We start from the raw sequence: 20,792 nt of genomic DNA, 5'->3' as shown, positions 1-20,792 counted from the left end.
AGGCGACAGATTTCTTGACAACTACCGATCCGTACGAGTATACGAGAGCGAACCAGCTCCAACCCGCCCATTACCACAAACAGAAAGACCACCACCAAGGTAAGCATTAGTAGCGTTTCCTGACTGCGAGTGGTGATCACCCGGTCATAGACCTGCAGCATGTAGAGCGGTGGAACCAGCATCAGCAAATTGATAAATAAACTGAACGCTCCCACATCGACAAAGCTGCGTCTGCAGGTGCTAAGCACCTTCTTTAGGTCTGAGCCTGCGCGTGAATCCGACATAGCCGAGCTCCAGAGCATTGTTGTTGTAAATGTTGTGATTATTCATACAGGCTAGTCACCTTGGTATCTAAGGAGAAGGCCCTGTCAGTCAGTGATAAGTCTCGGCCTGAGGCGCTTAACCATCTGTTATATGTGTAGTTAAATTGTAAATTAATTGTAAGTTAATGCATCGTATTTTTTCTGAATCCATGTTGCTATTTTTTTAGTTATGATTATCTAGATTTGCTAATCCTGAAAGTCTTATCCATTAAAATTTAACGTGAGACGATTGAGTCGTTTTTATAATTAAATCCACTTATTTTTCTTTCCATATTTAATTCGATAACCGTTACTTGTTTTTTTATTATATTTTTAAGTGTTTGATTTATTTTTATTTTAACGTCGTTTTATAAATATTTATAGTAACATTTAGATACAGTAATGCCTCTGAGACTCTGGCTTGCCACCTGAAAAAGCCCGGTTAGACTCACCAATAGTAGGCCTAGTTGCCCATGGCGGGCACGTGGCATGGACGCCTCAATTTGACAGCAGTTTGTAGGGAAAAGGCTAGTGGCTGCTCTTACATGCACCTCATGGTGCACATGAAGAATTCTAATTAAAGCCGAAGGGGTGGGACATGTATTCAATGTCGTTTTTTTCTGGTCAAGCCAAGTCTCTGCTGGGTTCCGTTAGCGAAGGAGACCGCTGGGGAGTAGATGCATTTAATGACAATCAGTTACATGTAATGTTGTCCCCCTCACCTTGGGAGTCGTCTGCCAATACCCTGCGAATGGCATGGCAGGATGCACGTAATGAGACCTCAATATTTGAAAGCTTCGAGCGCCCATTCGTCTTTGAAAATCTTCCACCCCCCGCTCTGGGTAGACTAAAACTACGGCTGGAGGCCATGGATGAGCTTGGCCGGACGCTACCCGGCTCGGATATGGACATTGAGATTGATGTTATCCCAGAGAGTGATTCCGCTGAAGCGACTTCGCTCGAAGCGGTTCTACCTCTGACTGAAGATAGCCCATTGATGGCCCTGGCCGTGACACCCGATACCTTCACTCCGCTGCGTATTCAGGCCGAAGATACCGATGTGAGTGATGGTGCTTCGGCGGCTATTTCGGGGCCTGGAATTAACGTGGTTGATGACCCAGCCCAGCAGCCGAATGCCGCTAATGCCGACGGGCAGGCTTACGTGGACTATGGCGATGGTATTAATGGCGGGGAGACACTGACCTTCACCTTCAACGTTGACGAAGCCGGGGAGTACGACCTAGCGCTGGGCTATGCGCTTAGCCAGAATGACGACGGCTCTGACCGCAATCGCCCCCTACGGCTGGACGTCAACAGCGAACTGGTTGATCGCATGTTTGACCTGCCCAGCACCACCCTGACAGGCGACTCTACTGACTTCAGCGAGTTTGGGGAGCGCACCATTCGCGTACAGCTCGAGGCGGGTGAGAACACAGTGACTTTCACGTCAAACGGTGCCAGCGGCCCTAACGTTGATTACCTGGAAGTGCGCGCGCCCGACCCTGATGTTTACGTGGTTCAGGGCGAAGACATGACGGTTTCGCCATCTTCCGATGTCGAACTGGGCACCACCAACCGGGTGGTCACCGTCGACAACATCGCCGAGTTTACCGGTGGGCTGGAAACCTTCCGTGTCGGTGCTGAGGGCGCGAGCTATCTTGACTGGGCATTCGATAATGCCGGTGCCTATGGCGAGTTCACTCTGGATGTCGCCACCGCCGGTACCTACAACGTCACCGTGACCTATGCCTCCTCAGGTACTTCGCGTCCGTTAGACCTATCCCTGGTCGATGGCGAAGCGCTTAGCTCGCTTGGAGCCTTCACCTTTGCGGCAACAAGTGAGCCCGTTTACTACCCAGACGACGTCAGCGATGTGCCCACGGCCAATTTGCCTGGCGGCGCTCCCGACCCAAGCGAATGGGAAGGCTGGTCCACTGAAACCATTGAAATCTCCCTCACCGCGGGCAGCAATACCCTGCGCCTGGGCGGAGCCGCCAATGGCCCCAATATCGATAAGATCGAGGTGGCGCTGCTAAATGCTGATCCGGTTGATCCGTCGCAGCCAGTGATCGATGCCATCGTCGTTCAAGCCGAGGACGCTCAACTGGGTACTGACAATGACGCCGGCACTCTGGTGCGCGACGCCGAAAATCCCGAAAACGGTTCGACTTTCCAGGGCCTTCGCCCTGACTACTCCGGTACCGGCTATGTCGACTATGGCAGCGTGCCAGGCGATAGCCTGACCTTTACCGTGAACGTGACAGAAGCGGGCAGCTACGACTTAAATTTCCGCTATGCCAGCAGTGGCGACCGCCCAATGGCCCTTACCGTCAATGGTGCACCACTCCCGCAGCAGGCGTTTTTATCCACGGACCCTAACGCGAATAACGAAGCGCCGGAAGGCTTTGACGTGTGGGCTTATCAAAGCCTGACCACCGAGCTCGCCGCTGGTGATAACACGATTGTACTGAGTATTCCCACTGGTGCTGGAAGCGGCTCGAACCTTGACCGCCTGGAAGTGACCACGGCAGGCAGTGGCCCGGTAGGCGATGTCGTGGCGGATGCTGATGCCACGCCGCTGGCTTTCAGCGCAGACAATCCCGTCATCAATGGTGCAACCGCAGGAGAGGCAGGTTTCAGCGTGACCGGGCTTGATGATGACATCGAATCTGTCGGGGTGAGCTTCGATGGTGGTGTTATCGTCGAAGACGTCACGCCGAACCAGGATGGCAGCTTTACGCTGGATCTGTCCGGTCAGGCCGATGGCGATCTCACGGCCACCCTGATCGCCCTGGACGCCTTCGGCAACCGTGTCGAGCAGTCCATTGACCTTACCCTGGATACTACGGCCGATGAAGGCAGTGATTTGGCGCTTGACGGCCCGGATGCCGATATTGAGGCGGGCGATAGCGACTCAGTGGTGTTTGGTGTTGCCGGCATCGACGCCGACTCGACCCTTGAAGTCAGCTTCGACGGCGGCGCCACTCGCCAGGCGGCTACCAGCGACGGCGATACCCTGTCCGTGGATCTCTTGGGGCAGGGCCCAGGCGAGGTGACGGTGACGCTCATCGTGACCGACGCAGCCGGTAACGAAGCAAGCGTAGCAGACACAGTGACACTGGCTGGAGCGACCGATCCGGAGCCGGTGGCGCTCGATGTTACCTTCGATGACGCTGCCATCAGCGCCTACAACGAAACCCAGGACAATCCGGCAAGCGGTACCGGCGCAGCGGTGGAGGACGAAGGCGCCACGCTCACTCTGAATGACAACGTCTGGAAGCGGGCCGAGCTGCCGAGCAGCTACATCATCAGTGGCGATACACTGCTGACGCTGGATCTGGCTATTTCTAGCTCGCCGGTGCCAGAAATTGTCGCGATTGGTTTCGATGCTGACGCCAATCCGTTTAATGGCGGTAACAGTGTTTACCAACTGGGCGGTACCCAGACTCAGGGCGGGTTTGTGGACCTGCGCGGTCAGGGTGTCGATAACGGTGACGGCACCTTCCGCTTCACCATCGACCTGTCGGCACATGCGGGCACTTCCATCGACTCGCTGGTGTTCGTCAACGACGATGATTTGGGTGCCAAGGGCAGCTCCAGCTTTAGCGCCGTCAGCCTGTCGGAAGCCGGTGTCGACGACACCAATAGCGCTCCGCGGGTCGTTGGCGGCGGTATCGCCGATCTCAGCCTTGATGAAGGCTCCAATATCGAAGTCGATCTGCCCTTTATCGATGATGATGGCGACGCGCTTAGCTTCAGCTTCGAGGTGACCGACGGCGACGGCCAGCCGGTCACCGTGGACGGCCTGAGCGTCGCTGACCAGGTGCTGAGTGGCAGCCTCGAAGGACTCGCCCCCGGCGGCTACACCATTTCGGTGACCGCCGATGACGGCACTGCCAGTACCTCCACTGACTTTGCGCTGACAGTTGAAAACGTCAACGCCGCGCCGGTAGCCGAGCCAGTAGCACTGGAACCCTACTTTGGCGAAGTGGGGGAGAACTTCATCCAGATTCCGCTGGTGGACTTTGAGTCACTGTTTTCCGACCCCGATGGCGACAGCTTGACGCTCTCTGTCGAGGACCTGCCCGCCGGGCTTGAGGTGGTGGATGGCGTTATTCAGGGCACACCTAGCCAAGGCGGCACGTTCGACGTAGTGATACGTGCCACCGATCCGGCTGGTCTGGCCGACACCCAAACACTGAGCTTCGTGATCGAAGGCACTCAGGTGGGTGACGCCATTACCATTGAGGCGGAAAACTTCACTGATCTCGATGCGTCCAATCTGATCGTGACCGGTAGCGCGAGCGCGTCCAACGAACAGTTGATTCGGCTGACCAGTAACGAACCCGCTACCATTGGCACCGACCTGGCAGCCGGTGGCGTAGAGCCCGGTTGGTACGTGGCACGTCTGTATGTGTTCGATGAAAACGATGGTGAAGGTTCATTGACACTGACCATCGGCGATACCGTGCTTGAAGCGCGCAATGCCTCAAGCGACAGCCTGAGTTCTGATGTGGTGCTCAGCGACGACTTCGGCACTATTGTGGGCAGCGGCCCTCGTGGTAACGCGGGGCAGAGCGGTAACCACAAGGAAATTGTCTTCGAAACGCCTTTCGAGGTCACCGATGACGACCTGGCAAGCCTTGAGCTTCGTGGTGCCGGTGGCGAACAGATGCGTGTTGACTCGCTGGTGTTCGAGCGTATCGAGGAGCCGTCCAACAACGTGCCGACACTGGAAGGCTTAGCGGCCGATGTTAGCGTTGACGAGAACACGTCAGCTGTGGCCAGCCTGGTAATTGACGATGCCGATGGCGACGGTCTGACTGTAACCTTGTCCGGCGCCGATGTAGCCCTGTTCAGCTTTGATCAGGCGAGCGGGGAGCTAATGTTCGTTAACCCGCCAGACGCGGAGCTTGCCGCCGACAGCGATGAAGACGGTGTTTATGAGCTGACCGTTACCGTCTCTGACGGTGGAGAAAGCGTCTCGCAGGATACCTTGATCACGGTGGCGGATCTCAACGAAAGCATCGTCATTGATCAGGTCGCCTACTCTGTTGACGAGAACCTGACCGAGATCGGTGCAATTCCCGTCGTTGACGAGGATGGTGTTACCACCGGGCTCAATGCGCCTGTGTTCGCGATCACCGGTGGCATTGATGCGCCGCTGTTTACCATCGACGAAACGACCGGCGTGCTGAGCTTCACCAGCGCCCGCGACTTCGAGTTGCCGGTGGATAACGACGAAGATGGGGTTTACGAAGTAGAGGTGACAGTCACTGACGGCGACCTGGCCGACGTCCAGTCCCTGGAAGTCACTGTTGATGACGTCGATGAAGCCCCCTTCTCGCCAATTAGCCTGCAGGTGCAGGACGGAACGGTGACCAGCTTCGATACCGACGCCAATGAAACTGACACCACGGTTCGCAATGCGGATAATCCCGAAGACAATCCGGATTTAGAGAACGGCCTGCGTCCAGGCTTTACCGGCACTGGCTATCTGGACTTCGGCGATACTGCCGGCGACAACGCCACCTGGCAGGTCGATGTGGCCCAAGCGGGCGAGTACGACATCAGCGTGCGTTATGCGACCAACTCTGATCGTCCACTGGACCTGGTCATCAATGGCGGCACGCCGGTCGTGCTCGATATGCTGGCCACCGACCCAGATGGCACCGGCCCGGAAGAGGGCTTCGATAACTGGCTGTTCGAGACGGTTACCGTCACCCTGGAAGCGGGTAGCAACAGCATTGAGTTGGCGATACCGGCAGGCGCGACCACTGGTCCCAATATCGACCGTATCGAAATCACCGAAGGTGGCACGGGACCGATCCCCGTCGATGATAGTGCCGACGTAGATGGCAACCTGAGCCTGACCGCTGCCGACGATACCCTGGAGCCAGACCAGCTTGCCACGGCGCTGTTTAATGTGGCTGGTGCCGATGACGACATCGTTGCCTATGAAATCAGCTTCGATGGTGGCACCACTCGTACAGCCGTGACGCCAGCGGCGAACGGCGATATCACGGTGGATCTCAGCGGTCAGAGCGGTGACGTCACCGTAACGCTGATCGTCACCGACGCTGTGGGCAACGAGGCTCAGGCGAACGAAAGCGTGATCATTGGTGACGGCAATGTGGTGGTTGAGCCCTTTACCGTTCAGGGTGAAGACGCCATCGTTACCGACGTCGGCGGCACTGCCCAAGGAGCCGTCACGCGCGTGGTAGATGCAGACAATCCCGATGACTTTGGTAACTTCCGTGAGGGAGCCGTCGGTGACGCCTACTTGGACTTCGGCACCGATGCCGGCGATCAAATCACCTTCAATATCGATGCGCCAGCGGCGGGCACCTATACGGCCACGATCCGTTACGCCAACGGAGGAGCCGCGCCTCGTCCATTGGATCTTGCGGTGAATGGCGCTGGTCAGCTTCAGGTTCCCTTTGCCAATGCGCCGGACGATGGCGTAAACGACCCCTGGGATGAATGGTTGGAGCAAGAGATAGAGGTAACGCTTAACGAAGGCGCCAATACCTTCTCGCTGACCATTCCCACCGCGGCCAACGGCGGTGTTGCCAACGGCCCCAACATCGACCAGATCACTTTCAACTACCAACAGGACGATGGCAGCGAACCTCCGGCCGAGCCCTTCTTGTTCGAAATTCAGGGCGAGGCCCTGTCGATCGACGATGATGAGCCTACCCCGGATACAGTGGTGCGTGACGACGATAATCCTGAAACCAACGAAGCGGCTGGCCCCGATGGGCTATGGGAAGGCTATACCGGCACCGGCTATCTCGACATGGGTGGCGAAGCCGGTGATGCGGCCTTCTTTGACGTGAATGTCGAAGAAGCGGGCACCTATACCTTGAGCGTGCGCTACACCAATGGCGGTGGAGACGGTGCTGACCGGCCCATGAATATTCTGGTGGGCGGCGAGTCCCAGGGTGAGATGGCCTTCCCCATCACGGGTGAAGGCAACGCCGGCTGGTTGAACTGGCAGGAAGCCACTATCGAAGTTGAGCTTGAGGCGGGCAGCAATACGATCCGGCTTGAGAACGTGGGCAATGCAGGCCCCAACATTGATAGCCTGAGCGTCGCGCGGGACGGTGTCGAGCCGCCAGACGTGGTCGAGCCGGGCGATCGTTTCTCGGTCAAGATCAACTTCCAGCCCGAAGGAGTGGCGGTACCGGAAGGCTATATTGCCGATAACGGCAAAGCGTTCGGCACCCAGTCCGTGACCATCGACGGCCAGACCTACCAGTACGGCTGGGTCACCGAAGAGTCGATCTACGACGATGAACCCGGCACGACGCCGCTGGATATCAGTGAGCTGACCAGCGTGGCGGTCAACGACCGTACCGATGATATTGCGGGCCTCGACCCGCGTCAGGGCACCTACGCCCACTTCGACCAGCCAGGAAGCGCCTATGTACGTGCTGGTTGGGAAATGGAGCTGGATGACGGCTACTACGAAGTCACCATCTCGATTGGCGACACCTCCGGGCCCTACGACAGCCGTAACGTACTGAATGCCGAAGGTGAGCTGTTCAACGACCCCTTCACCCCCTTCCGACCGGACGACTTCCCGGCGGATGGCAACCCAGGCGACGACACCGAAGGGGCGCGTTCCGACCTCGTGACCCGCATCGTGCAGGTTACCGACGGCCGTCTGACGCTGGACTCGCTGGGGCTGGATAATGAGAACACCGAGATCCAGTACATCGAAATCCAGTCGCTGCCTGACCTGACGCCGGATGATGCTCGCGAAGCACCAGAAGACTATGCCTTCTTCACCGACGCGCGAGCTATTGCTGGTGTCGGGCAAAACGAGGTGGAAGTGGACCTCGACCCTGAGGACGGTGCGATTCCCAGCGGCGTTGACCCGACGTCGGACATTTTCGTCGGTATCTCGGTGGTCGACGGGCGTGGCGGCGCCTTGCTTGAGAGCCTCAATGATGGCTCGGTGAAGTTGTTTGAAACGGTCACTGGCGAGGAAATTTCTTTCAACGTCAATACAACCGGCGGCTTCGACTCCCTGACTATTTCGCCCAGCGGCGCGCTCAAGCCCTTTACCAGCTATACCCTGGTGATCAATGGGTTCCAGGACCGCGGCCCGAATGATGATTCTGATGCCCCGACCCGGGAGTTCCAGAAGTACACCAACACCTTCGTGACTGGTGAGGCGCCTGAAGTCGTCCCTCGCGACGTGGCCTTCAACGATGTGGTCGAGCTTAATGGCGCTGCAGATGATGCCTTTGGCTTCACATCGCTCGAGATTACTTCCGACGGCTCAACAATGTATGTGGCGACCATTGGCGGGCAGATCCTGCGCTTCGATATCGACCCTGATGATGGATCGCTGATCAATCGACAGGAGTTGTCGCTGCCCAGTGATTACTTCTTTGAACCAGGCGCCGACAGCAACAATGATCGGCGGGGCATTATCGGCCTGACGGTCGATCCCACCGACCCGAACGTGCTGTGGATTACCGACAACTACCCGATCCCGCTTAACGGGCGCGATAACGGTGTGCCGGAGTTCAGCGGCCGGATCACCAAAATCACCCTTGACGGCGGCAACGGTTTCTCCGGCACCGCCGAGCCCTACATCTCGGGGCTGCCGCGTTCCAATGGCGACCACGTGACCAACAGTCTCGAGTTCCGCGAAAATCCGGATTATGACGCGGCCACCAATCCCGATGTGCCGACACACCTGTTGTATCTGATCCAGGGCTCCAACTCGGCGATGGGTGAGCCTGATAGCGCCTGGGGCAACCGCCCCGAGCGTCTGCTCAATGCCGCGGTGATGGAGATCGATCCGACCCGCGATGCTCCTCCCGGGGGCTTTGATGTCTCCACCGAACCTGTCCCTGACAACGGCCAGAACACCCGCTTCGATGACCCGGACGGCCATCCCAAGGATGACCCTATCCCCATGGGCAACGGCGAGTTCCTGGTGTTCGATGAGCGTGGTGTGGCCACGGTGCAGGACGCCGACGGCAACGTTCTCCAGAACTACTACGATCCTTACGCCGAGGACGCGGTGCTGACGATCTTCGCCACCGGTGCACGCAACGCCTACGATCTGGTATGGCATTCAAACGGCTTCCTGTACGTACCGACCAATGGTTCGGCAGCGGGTGGTAATGTGCCGGACAACCCCTCAACAACGGAAGATGAGCATTACACCAACGTCGAAAAGCAGGATGACTACCTGTTCAAGATCGTTGAGGGAGGCTACTACGGGCATCCCAACCCGCTGCGGGATGAGTACATCATGAACGGTGGCAACCCGACCGGCGGCAGCGACCCCAATCAGGTGGATCGATATCCAACAGGAACCAACCCGGAGGGTAACTACGATATCTCCGGTGTCTACTCGCTGGGCGAGAACCGTTCCCCCAACGGGGCGGTGGAATACACCAGCGGTATCTTCGGTGGCAACCTGCAGGGCAATGTGCTGTTCACCGAATATTCGGGCGGCGACGACGTGCGTAGCATTACCCTCGATGCCAACGGTAATGTGATCGGTGACGATGTGCTGCGCGATCCTGACGGTAACGTCATCAGCTACGTTGATCCGCTGGATGTTATCGAAAACCCGGTGACCGGCCAGCTGTATCTGTTGACCTTGAACCGGGGGAACGGGCAAAGCCAGATTATCCGCCTCGACCCAGCACCGGGTGGCGTCGTGGATCCGGTGGACCCCGATCCTGAACCGGGTGACGACCTGGTATCGCTGCTGGTCATCCAGGCAGAAGATAACACTCCCAATGACGGCACGTCGGTGACGATTGCTGAGGGCGCTGGCACGGAAATCCAAATTCGCGACATCAACAACACTGAAACCACTGAAGGTCTGCCTAACGGTCTGCGCCCCGGCGCCTTTGGCCTGGATGGCAATACCAACGGTAACGACGGCGTGCCTGGCGGCTACGCTGACTACGGCAGCACCAATGCCGACTTCATGACTTTCGGTTTTAATCTGGCCGCGGAGGATGCTGGCGATTCTGTGTTGCGTCTTCGTTACGCCAACGGTGGTGACACTAACCGACCACTGGAAGTATTCGTCAACAACCAGAGTGTTGGCGTCTATAACTTCGGCCCCGCGCCGGCTGGCATCGTCGATACAGACCAGCGCTGGGCTGAGTGGATGACACAGGATATCGAGGCCGCGCTGGTGGTCGGTGAGAACACCGTGCGCTTGCAGGCCACGGCCAATACCGGCCCTAACATCGATCAGCTGGAGATACTCCAAGCCCCTGAGGACTCCACCCTGGGCTTCACCGACTACGAGGCCGAGAATGCCTCGCTTGGCGGCCCTGTCGTGGTGCCGGAAAGCGTCGATGACCGTAATGCCTCCGGCGATGGCTATGTCGATTTCGACGGCACTGGCGATCAGACCATTACCTGGACCGTCGACGTCAATGAGACTGGCAATTACCAGGTTGGCTTCCGCTATGCCCTGGCGGCAAGCAAAGCCGACCGTCCGATGGAGGTGACAGTCAATGGCGTTAATCTAGGCCTAGTCAACTTCTCTGGTCAGAGCAACGAGGCCGAAAGCAACTGGTTCTTCCAGGAGCTATTGGTTAATCTGCAAACAGGCAGCAACACCATCAGCGTGACGGCCCCAGAGGCCAACGGGCCTAATGTCGACCTGTTAAGAGTGCCTGACGCACCGACAGATAACTTCATGCCGGTGTATGCCGATGTCTCCGATGGCGCGCGTATCGAGCTTGAAAGCGGTGACAGCGCTCGGACGATCAACGACCTGACTGCTGACTTCTACTTTACCGTGGATGCTGATGGTCTTTATCGCCTGGATCTGGCGGCCAACGCCGGTGCCAGCGATGGTCAGGGCTTGTCTCTCACCCTCAACGGCCAGCCAGTGGATGTCTTGTCCTATCCGGGTGAGGGGGATGCCGGAGAGGAAGGCACCTATGTCGAGCTGGAAGCCGGTGTGGAGTATAACCTGCGCGTGGTATCCAGCGCCGACGGCGCCGATGAGCTGGACTACCTCGACGTCACACCGCTAACCGGGGACGAAGGGGCCGATATCGGCGTACAGAGCGGCGATGCCGCCTACTACTCCGACCGGCTCCACTTCAGCTACCTGGAGAACAACAGCGCCTCGGCGGACGATCGTGATTTCAAGGAGAGTGCTACCGTCACGATTTCCAACACCGGAAGTGAGGTGCTGGAGATTCTGGATGCCGATATTGATGGCCCCTTCGTGCTTGAGAACCCGAGCGCCTTTGAAGGCTTGACACTCGCCGCCGGAGAATCGCTGGACGTAACGGTGCTGTTCGACCGGGACAGCTATACGCCCCCCACCAACGATGCTGGCGATGGCGTATTCGAAGGGCGCATTCGCCTGGTGACCAACGATGCCGATTCGCCGATTGCCGAAATCCATATGGCCGGCTTCTGGCAGGCACGTGATGAAGGCGGCTGGGAACCCAACGTCAATGAAGTGTGGGAGGTGTTCGGCTTTGGAAACCGTATCGACGGTCTGACCACCGTGGGAGGCGGCGAGAATTCAGTATTGAATGATTTCGACCTCTATCGTCCCGTTAACGACGACGAAGTGCTGTCGCGCTACTGGACGCTGGCTGATGGTGCCGGAGAGGCAAAGATCACCCAACTGGCGGCTTATCATGGCCCCAGCGGGGCAACGCTGGGTATCCATAACCCGGGTAACAAGGGCCAGGACATCATCTTCAGCAACCATGCTGGGGATAATAACCAGAGCCTTCTGCCGATCAAGAGCGATGGGCAGTTTGCCACCGCGAGCTTTTCATTGGCAGATATTCCCGGCGGCTGGACGGGGCAGGGGGTGTTTGGTATCGAGGTGGCGAACCTGTCCACCGACCCATCGCTGAACCCCGAAGGGGGCGGCACGCCCCCGGCCGACGCTGAGGGTATCGAGCGCGGCTACACGGTGCGCATGTTCCGGGCGCTCGACGCCGAGGGCAATGTGATTCCCAATACGTATCTGGGGATCATGGACTACACCGGTATCAACTACGACTACAACGACAACATGTTCCTCATCGAGGGCGTGTCGCCGATAGCCGGTGGCGAGCTGACGGTGATCAATAACGACGGCGTGCCGTCCAACGATCGCCTGGTGATGTCGCGTATCGAGAATCCGGCCAACGATGCGCAAGAAGTGCACGACGAAGCCACCATCACGATCCGAAATGACGGCTTCGAGACCCTGGATATCAACAGCATTGAGGTTAGTGATACCACCCTCTTTGAGCTTACCGAGGCATTCGCGGCGGTAAGCCTTGAGCCGGGTGAGTCTATCGACGTAACGGTGCGCTTCATCGCCGATGACCCCAATGATGCCAGCTTGTACGAGGCGAGTCTGGTGATCAACTCAAGCGATTCGGACGAGGGCGAGAAGGTTATCCAGCTGGCCGGTTTGGCTCAGAATCAGTCCGAGAGCGGTCAGGAGCCGATGGTGCAGGAAATCATCAACGCCTTTGGCTACACCACCAATGTGGCAGAAGGGCAGATGAACCAGGGAGGGCTGGTGGAAGCCAACGGCGACGAGATTCTGTCACCTTACTTCCAGCGTGCCGATGGTAGCTCGCCGATCAAGATCACTCAACTGGCGGCTTACCACACCCAGGGCGACGTGGCCCGACTGTTTGTCCACGACGTGGATAGCCGCAATCTCGATGAGATTCTGGCCCACGACGAGGCCGACGGCCAGACGCTGCTGCCGCGCACACTCAACGACGGTGAGCTGCTGACCACGACCACGCTTGATCGCAATGAACCCTTTGGCTTCTTCGCCGAGATATCCGGTCGTCAAGGGTACATCTCTTGGTCTGATCCGGATGCCAATCTCTACGAGGATACCATCGATGCCATCGGCAACCCGGGAACCAACCTTAACTGGGACGATAACGACGGTCATTTGATCCGCGTCTATATCGCCAAAGACGCTGCCGGTAACGTGATTCCCGACACCTATATCGTGATCCAGGATTATGCTGGGGTGAATTACGACTACAACGACAATATCTTCCTGGTGGAGAACGTCACCACCTATGACCCCACTGGGGCGGAAGATGCCGACGGCAATGGCCGGGTGGATCTGTACGACGACGATGACAACGACGGTGTGCCAAACTTCATCGACAACCCTGATCCGGCCGGTCAGACCGCCTTCAATGACAACCAAGCCGCCTGGACAGTGGGCAGCGATGGTCTGGAACTGGAGGCCAAACTGTACGACAACGGTGGACAAGGTGTGGCGTATAACGACACCACCCCAGGTCACTCTGGGGCCGCCTTCCGCTCCGATGAGGCGGTGGATATCTCGAATGGTACCGAGGCACTGGGTTACATCGCTGATGGCGAATGGGTTGAGTACACCCTGAACGTAGAGACGGCGGGGACTTATATCCTGAGCTTCTCAACCTCGGCAGTCAGCGATGGCAAGACCATCACTGCGGCGTTCGAGCAGGATGGCGGCTTCTATACCCCAGCTCAGGTGCAGGGTCTTCCTAACACTGGCAGCTTCACCAGCTTCCAGACCGTCGGTCCGCTGACCTTCGAGCTGGAAGAGGGCGAGCAGGTGCTACGGCTGACCTTTAACGGCGGCCAACTGGACCTGGCATCGTTTAACCTGGACTTTGAAGCACCGGTGGACGATGGTCAGAGTGCCTTTAATGACACTCAAACAGCCTGGGAGGTGGGCGCTGAGGGCTTGAACCTGGAAGCGCGCTTCTATGACAACGGCGGCCAGGACGTGGCGTATAACGATACCACCGCCGCTCACCAGGGTGATGCCTTCCGGTTCGACGAGGCGGTGGATATCTCCACGCCATCGCAGGCAATTGGCTTCATTGAGGACGGCGAATGGGTGGAATATACCATCAACGTGTCGGAAGACGGCGTCTATGATCTCGACTTCCTGACTGCGATGGACTCCATAAGCCCAGGCGCTCGCTCGATTACCGCGAGCTTCGCCAAGGGCGATGCGCCCTACGTATCGGCCTCGCCTGTAGGAGTATCACCAACGGGAAGCTGGACTAACTTCACCCAGACCGACACCACCCAGGTATCGCTTGAAGCAGGTGAGCAGGTGCTACGGCTAACCTTTAATGGCGGCCCCATGGATCTAGCATCGTTCAACCTGGTGCCCGTTGAGCAGACCCCGCCTAACCAAGCACCGGTAATTGAGGCAGGCATTAACGACGTCACCATGGTGGAAGGCGAAGCCATCGACTTCAGCCTGCCTGAGGATGCCTTTAGCGACGCTGATGGAGACAGCTTGACCTATACCGCTAGCGGTCTGCCCAACGGCCTATCAATGTCGCCGGGCGGAGTTTTCTCCGGAACGGCTGCTACTGCGGGAAGCTTCGACATTATCGTGACGGCTTCGGACGGCCAGGCTAGCGTTCAGACAGAGTTCACATTGGCGGTAGAGGAGGCCTCGGTAGACGACGGGCAGCAGGCCTTTACTGATAGCGGTAACCCCTGGCAGGTGGGCAGTGACTTTACGCTGGAAGCGGTCAACTACGACGAAGGCGGCCAGGACGTAGCCTACAACGATGCTGATGCTGGCCAGATCGGTACTGCGGTGCGTCCCGGTGATGGCGTGGACATCGTCGGCGACGGCGAGGCCATCGGCTGGGTAGACGAGGGTGAATGGGTGGAATACACCCTTAACATCCAGCAGTCGGGGGTCTATGACCTGTCGTTCCTGTCAGCTCTCGGTGACGGCAGCGGCCCTCAGCGCAGCATCACAGCGACCTTTGCCCAAGGCGATGGCACGCCCTACGTATCAGCCGACTCGGTGATACCTCCCACCGGTGGCTGGGGTGACTTCCAGCCTACCGAGGCTACCCAGGTCGCGTTGGAGGCAGGCGAGCAGGTGCTACGGCTCACCTTCAGTGGTGGCTCACAGGATCTGGCTTCGTTCACCCTGGAACGAGATGGACAGCAAGCGTTCAACTCAGGAGGAACCCCATGGCTGGTGGATGCTGAGGAAGGCCTGGCCCTTGATGCGGCACAGTTTGACGAAGGTGGGCAGGACGTTGCTTACAATGATGCCGATGCCGTGCAGATTGGTTCGGATTTCCGTCCAGATGAAGGCGTGGATATCGTCGGTCAGGGAGAGGCTATTGGCTGGGTGGATGAGGGCGAATGGGTGGAATACACCATCAACGTCGAACAGGCCGGTAGTCACACCCTGTCGTTCGTTACCTCCAACCCCAACAACGGGCGCAGCATTACAGCGTCGGTTGAGCAGGGTGGGGTGACCTATGACCAGGCAAGTAGCTCGGTGCCGAACTCAGGCGCTTGGGGCACCTATGTGGATGGGCCCTCGGTGACCCTTGATCTGGAGGAGGGTGTCCAGGTATTGCGGCTCACCTTTAACGGAGGCTCTCAGGACCTGGCCTCGTTCCAGCTCAGCCGTGACGCTGACGTGGAAGCGGCTAATGCAGCGGACATGGATGTGATGATGGCGATGTCCGCTGAGCCAAATGATGATCCTTCTACTGAGGAAGAGATCGCGGTGTTGAGTGAGGACGTTAGCATCAGTGGGGTGCAGGAAGATGACCAGGGTGTCTTAATCTAACCTGCGGTCAATATGGTGCTTTATTAAGCCAATACAGCTATTTATGGAGCCAATATAGCTATGAAGATGACATAGAAAGCGTTAATAAAGCCTGCGAGGCAGCTCAGCATCGCAGGCTTTTTTGCACGTGAATCGCTATCTTACCAAACGTCGAAAGACACTAGGTTTTGTACGAAAAGTCATATCTGCTAAATTTGCCTATGCGATAGCTGCATAGGGGAACATTAATGGTCGGACGTTACGAAATCTCTGATAACGGCTGGGCACAGATTGAAGACATTGTATCGCCACCTCAACTCATGGGGAGGCCTAGGCGAGATGACCGGCAAGTTCTCAATGGTATTTTCTGGGTGCTGTGCTCTGGTGCTAAATGGCGTGATCTGCCTGAGCGCTACGGCCCTTGGTCTACCGCTTATGAACGCTTTCGAAAATGGCGAGATAACGGCACGTTTGAGGCCATTCTTGCTCGCTTACAGCTCAAGTTACGTGAAGACGGCCTGATGGATTTGGAGACGTGGATGATTGATTCAACATCGGTTCGTGCCACTCGTGCTGCCGCAGGAGGCGGCAAAAAAGGGGGTCTAAAGAACCGCTAGATCATGCCCTTGGCCGCAGTCGCGGGGGGTTAACCACCAAAATTCATTTGGTTTGCGATCGTCATGGTTGGCCTCTGGCATTCACGCTGTCTCCCGGCCAAGAGGCAGACTCTCGGCACTTTATTTCGACATTAGAGAGCGTTTATCTGCCTGGTAACGTAGGGCGCCCGCGCAAACGTAGTCGCTATATGGTGGCTGACAAAGGCTATGACAGCGATGAGTTGCGTCGTTATTGCGATAGGCACGGCATGAAGCCGGTAATAGCTCAGCGCAACATGCATCGAAGAAGACGGCCTGGTCTACCTAGACGGTTTGATAAGCCTAAATATCGGCAACGAAATGCGGTAGAACGCTGTTTTAGCTGGCTAAAGGAGCTACGCCGCATTGCCACACGCTACGATAAGTTAGCAAGCAGCTTTAGGGCGATGGTATGCGTAGCATGCATAGACCGCTGCTTGCGAGCCGACTTTTCGTACAAAACCTAGAGTACTTAAACAAACTTGCGAAATAAGCGTGTCATGTCGAACAGCTCATCCAGCTTTTCATAGCGGTCGCGGGTTTCCGGCCAGCGTTGCTCCTGTACGGCGGCAATCATGGCTTCCAGCAGCATCATGGTAGAAATGTTCGAATCCCATCCTGAGGGTATCTCGACCCAGCAGTTGAAGGTGAAATCGGCCACTGCTGATACTGGTGATGTCCACTGGTCAGTAATCAGCACGATACGCACGCCACGTTCAGCTACCAGCTCAGCAAGGCGCTGCAAGTTGGTTTCATAGCGGCGTATATCAAACATCAGCAAGGTATCGCCCGGCTTCATATCGAGAACGTAGTGCGGCCATGTGCCGGATGACGAGGTCATATGCGTTACGTTGGGGCGTACCGCCTGAAGGTGCGTAAAGGCATAGTCGGCCAGGGCATGAGTGATGCGCCCGCCAATGATATACAGATGCTGATCCATATTGGCCAGTTGGCTGACGGCCTGGTCGAAGTTGGCCGTTTCTATATTGGCGAAGGTTTGTCCCATGTTGTGGGTAACTGCTTGTGCGAAGCGGTTCAGTAAGTGAGTGTCGGGTGCCTCGGGGGCCCAGTTTTCACGCCGTTGCGTGGGGCCTGACCCTTTGGCCTCCAACTCGCGCAGCAGCGCTTTGTGAAACTGTGGATACCCCTTGAAGCCTAGCTTCTGAACCATACGCGCCACTGTGGGTGTCGACACGCCGGCATTTTCCGCGACGGTTGTGATTGAGGCTAATCCCGCCATTGGATAGTTTTCCAGCAGGGCGTTAGCAAATTTGCGCTCCGCTTGTGTCAGTGCTTGGTAGTGCTGGCGGATCAACTCGCGTGCCGTTGTGCTAGTGGTCGTCAAGATAGCTCCTTTTCTGATTCATCATTGACAGGCTGTATTTTTTGAACAATGTTAAAGATAGGGCTGAAAGGATATTCACACAATTATTGTGATATGGAAATATCTGTTCAGCGATGGGTGGGGTTGTAATGGCGGGGGTTGTGATGGCGGATAACACGGCACTTTCATCGCAAAGCGCAAAGGCATCGCAAAGCGTAGAGCTAAGCAATCGGGACGGTAACGGCCCGGTGGTGATTCTGTGTGAGCACGCCGCTTATGCTATCCCCGAGCTATACCAGGGGCTCGGTCTCGCCCCTATGCACCGCGACAGCCACGCTGCATGGGATCCCGGCGCGCGTGCCGTGGCCATAAAGTTATCGGCTGCGCTCGATGCGCCGCTGATAGCAGGCCGCGTCTCGCGGTTGGTGTATGACTGCAATCGCTCGCCCGAGAGCGCCAGCGCGATGCCCGAGCGTTCGGAAGTCATTGATGTACCGGGAAATTATAATTTGACACAGGTACAGCGAACGGCGCGGGTCGATGCTATCTATCGCCCCTTTTGCAGTACGGTGACTGACGTTCTAACCGCCCGTGCAGCGCGTAGTATCCCTACTGTGTTGATCACCATACATAGCTTTACACCTTACTATCACGGTCAGCCCCGTGCGGTAGAGATCGGCATTCTGCATGATGCTGATGCTCGAATGGCCGATGCCATGCTGTCCCACTCCCACCGTTTGCCCCACCGCAATGTTCAGCGCAATGCGCCTTACGGCCCCAATGATGGCGTCACCCATTCGTTAAAACTGCACGGCATGGGCAATGGCTTGGCGAATGTGATGATCGAGATTCGCAACGACCTACTGACGACGCCTGCTGATGAAGACACGCTGGTGGAGGAGTTGTTGCAGTTGATTCACCCGGCGCTGGCAACCTTTGGGCTTGGGGTTTCGCCGCAGGAGGGCGCGCGCGATGCCTAACGCTATCCTGCTTTATATCAAGGCCATCGAGGCGATGAATCGGGCCATCGGGCGCGTTGCGATGTACCTGATTTTTGCCTTGATCGGTGTGCTGCTGTGGTCCTCAGCCTCCAAGGTTTTTATGGCGCCTTCGATGTGGACGCTAGAAACCGCGCAATTCGTCATGGTGGCGTATTTCGTTTTGGGCGGGCCCTATTCGATTCAGCTGGGTTCAAACGTGCGGATGGATCTGTTCTATGGCGACTGGAGCCCGAAGACTAAGGCGCTAGTCGATGCGTTTACGGTGTTTTTCCTGGTCTATTACCTCGGCGTGCTGCTGTATGGCGGGTTGATTTCGCTGTCCTATTCGCTCGGTTATTTTGGCAAAGAGCCGCTCACTTTTTTGCTGACTCTGGCTTGGACACTGATTAGCCAAGGCTCGTCGGCGGCCGGTGAAAGCCTCGGCTTTCTAGAGCGCAGCTCGACAGCCTGGCGTCCTTTTATGTGGCCAATCAAGACGGTGGTCTGCCTTGGGGTGTTCCTGATGATTCTCCAATCCCTAGCCGAATTCTTCAAAGATATCGGTCGCCTGCGGGGGGTGATCCACTGATGCCTTACGAGATGATCGCTATTGTAATGTTCAGCTCGATGATGCTGATGTTGATGACCGGGCAGCGCGTGTTCGGGGCGATTGGTTTTGTCGGGGCGATCGCGGGAGTCCTGCTGTGGGGCACGGGCGGCGTGGATATCCCGTTTGCTTCGGCGATGAAGCTGATGAAGTGGTACCCGCTGCTGACCCTGCCGATGTTTGTTTTCATGGGCTACGTGTTGTCGGAAAGCCGTATCGCAGATGACCTGTACAAGATGTTTCACGTCTGGATGGGGCCGGTAAGAGGCGGTCTTGCTATCGGCACTATCGGCTTGATGGTGCTGATTTCGGCGATGAACGGGCTGTCAGTGGCAGGGATGGCGATCGGCGCGACCATCGCCTTGCCCGAACTGCTGCGGCGTGGCTATGACAAGATCATGGTCACCGGCGTGATCCAGGCAGGCTCCAGCCTTGGCATTCTCGTGCCGCCCTCGGTGGTGTTGGTGCTCTACGCCATGATCGCACGCCAGCCGGTGGGCCAGTTATGGCTTGCCGGGGTGCTGCCTGGGCTGATGATGGCGACGCTGTTTATCATCTATATCTATGTACGCTGTCGTATACAGCCCGAGCTTGGCCCCGTTTTGCCGGCTGAAGAGCGCGATGTGCCGCTGGCTGAAAAGCTGCGGCTGCTGAGAGCGGGCCTGCTGCCGCTGATGATCTTTGCGGTCATGATGGTACCCTTTGTGAAGGGCTGGACCTCACTGGTTGAAAGCTCGGCGGTTGGCGCCATGGCTGCGTTTCTGGCGGCGCTTATCAAGGGGCGAATGACGCGCCAGGTGTTTGAAACATCGGTGCGGCAGACCCTGGCCATTTCGTGCATGTTCATGTGGATCATTCTGGCCGCGCTTGCTTTTGGCGCTATCTTTGATGGGCTGGGTGCGGTCAAGGCGATTGAGGATCTGTTCACCCAACACTTAGGCCTTTCGCCGTGGATGATCCTGATCTTGATGCAGCTCAGCTTTATCGTGATGGGCACTTTTCTGGACGATACCGCCATGTTGGTGATCGTTGCGCCGCTTTATGTGCCGCTAGTCGATGCACTGGGTTTCGATCTGATCTGGTATGGCATTCTTTATACGATCACGACCCAGATCGCCTATATGACGCCGCCATTTGGCTATAATTTATTCCTGATGCGTGCCATGGCACCGCCCGAGATTGGCCTGCGCGATATTTACTGGTCGATTCTACCCTTCGTTTTCGTAATGGTGGTTGCGCTTAGCCTAGTGATGATCTTTCCGCAGATCGCACTCTGGCTACCCGGCTACGTTTATGGAAACTGACAGCAAGTGCTTATGTTGACAAGTTCTTATGTTAACAAGTGCTTAGGCTAGCAAGCG

6 protein-coding genes and 1 pseudogene are annotated in these 20,792 nt (G+C 57.1%); 5 read left to right on the top strand and 2 right to left on the bottom strand.

Features of this window, described 5'->3' with window-relative positions; translation table 11 throughout:
* Nucleotides 1–20: 20 nt before the first annotated feature.
* Nucleotides 21–284, bottom strand: a pseudogene (locus ACQE2I_RS16045) (type I secretion system permease/ATPase); the annotation flags it as partial.
* A 616-nt stretch (nt 285–900) separates the two neighbouring features.
* Here ACQE2I_RS16045 and ACQE2I_RS16040 point away from each other — a divergent pair.
* On the top strand, nt 901–15,906 hold the full coding sequence (locus ACQE2I_RS16040; RefSeq protein WP_427029051.1) for a carbohydrate-binding protein: 15,006 nt from the start codon (nt 901–903) through the stop codon (nt 15,904–15,906).
* Between the two features lie 227 nt (nt 15,907–16,133).
* A protein-coding gene (locus tag ACQE2I_RS16035; RefSeq protein ID WP_427029050.1) for an IS5 family transposase occupies nt 16,134–16,987 on the top strand; the annotation gives its coding sequence in 2 pieces (ribosomal slippage) (nt 16,134–16,488 and nt 16,488–16,987; 855 coding nt in all).
* A 5-nt stretch (nt 16,988–16,992) separates the two neighbouring features.
* On the opposite strand, the gene ACQE2I_RS16030 is transcribed toward ACQE2I_RS16035, so the two are convergent.
* On the bottom strand, nt 16,993–17,865 hold the full coding sequence (locus ACQE2I_RS16030) for a MurR/RpiR family transcriptional regulator (protein WP_427029049.1): 873 nt from the start codon (nt 17,863–17,865) through the stop codon (nt 16,993–16,995).
* Nucleotides 17,866–18,008: 143 nt separating this feature from the next.
* Here ACQE2I_RS16030 and ACQE2I_RS16025 point away from each other — a divergent pair, with 143 nt between their 5' ends.
* From ACQE2I_RS16025 to ACQE2I_RS16015, 3 genes are read left to right on the top strand one after another with little or no spacing between them, the layout of a single operon-like run.
* A complete protein-coding gene (locus ACQE2I_RS16025; protein ID WP_427029048.1) occupies nt 18,009–18,824 on the top strand; it encodes an N-formylglutamate amidohydrolase in 816 nt (271 codons plus the stop codon).
* On the top strand, nt 18,817–19,413 hold the full coding sequence (locus ACQE2I_RS16020; RefSeq protein WP_427029047.1) for a TRAP transporter small permease subunit: 597 nt from the start codon (nt 18,817–18,819) through the stop codon (nt 19,411–19,413). Before ACQE2I_RS16025 ends, ACQE2I_RS16020 begins: the two co-directional genes overlap by 8 nt.
* On the top strand, nt 19,413–20,735 hold the full coding sequence (locus tag ACQE2I_RS16015) for a TRAP transporter large permease (protein ID WP_427029046.1): 1,323 nt from the start codon (nt 19,413–19,415) through the stop codon (nt 20,733–20,735). The genes ACQE2I_RS16020 and ACQE2I_RS16015 overlap by 1 nt, the downstream gene beginning before the upstream one ends.
* Nucleotides 20,736–20,792: the final 57 nt, after the last annotated feature.

Origin of the sequence: Halomonas sp. H2, assembly GCF_050215315.1 — a bacterium.
In the GTDB taxonomy this organism is placed as follows: domain Bacteria; phylum Pseudomonadota; class Gammaproteobacteria; order Pseudomonadales; family Halomonadaceae; genus Vreelandella.
Note: the sequence above shows the minus strand (reverse complement) of the source record. Positions and strands in the feature narration are given on the sequence as shown.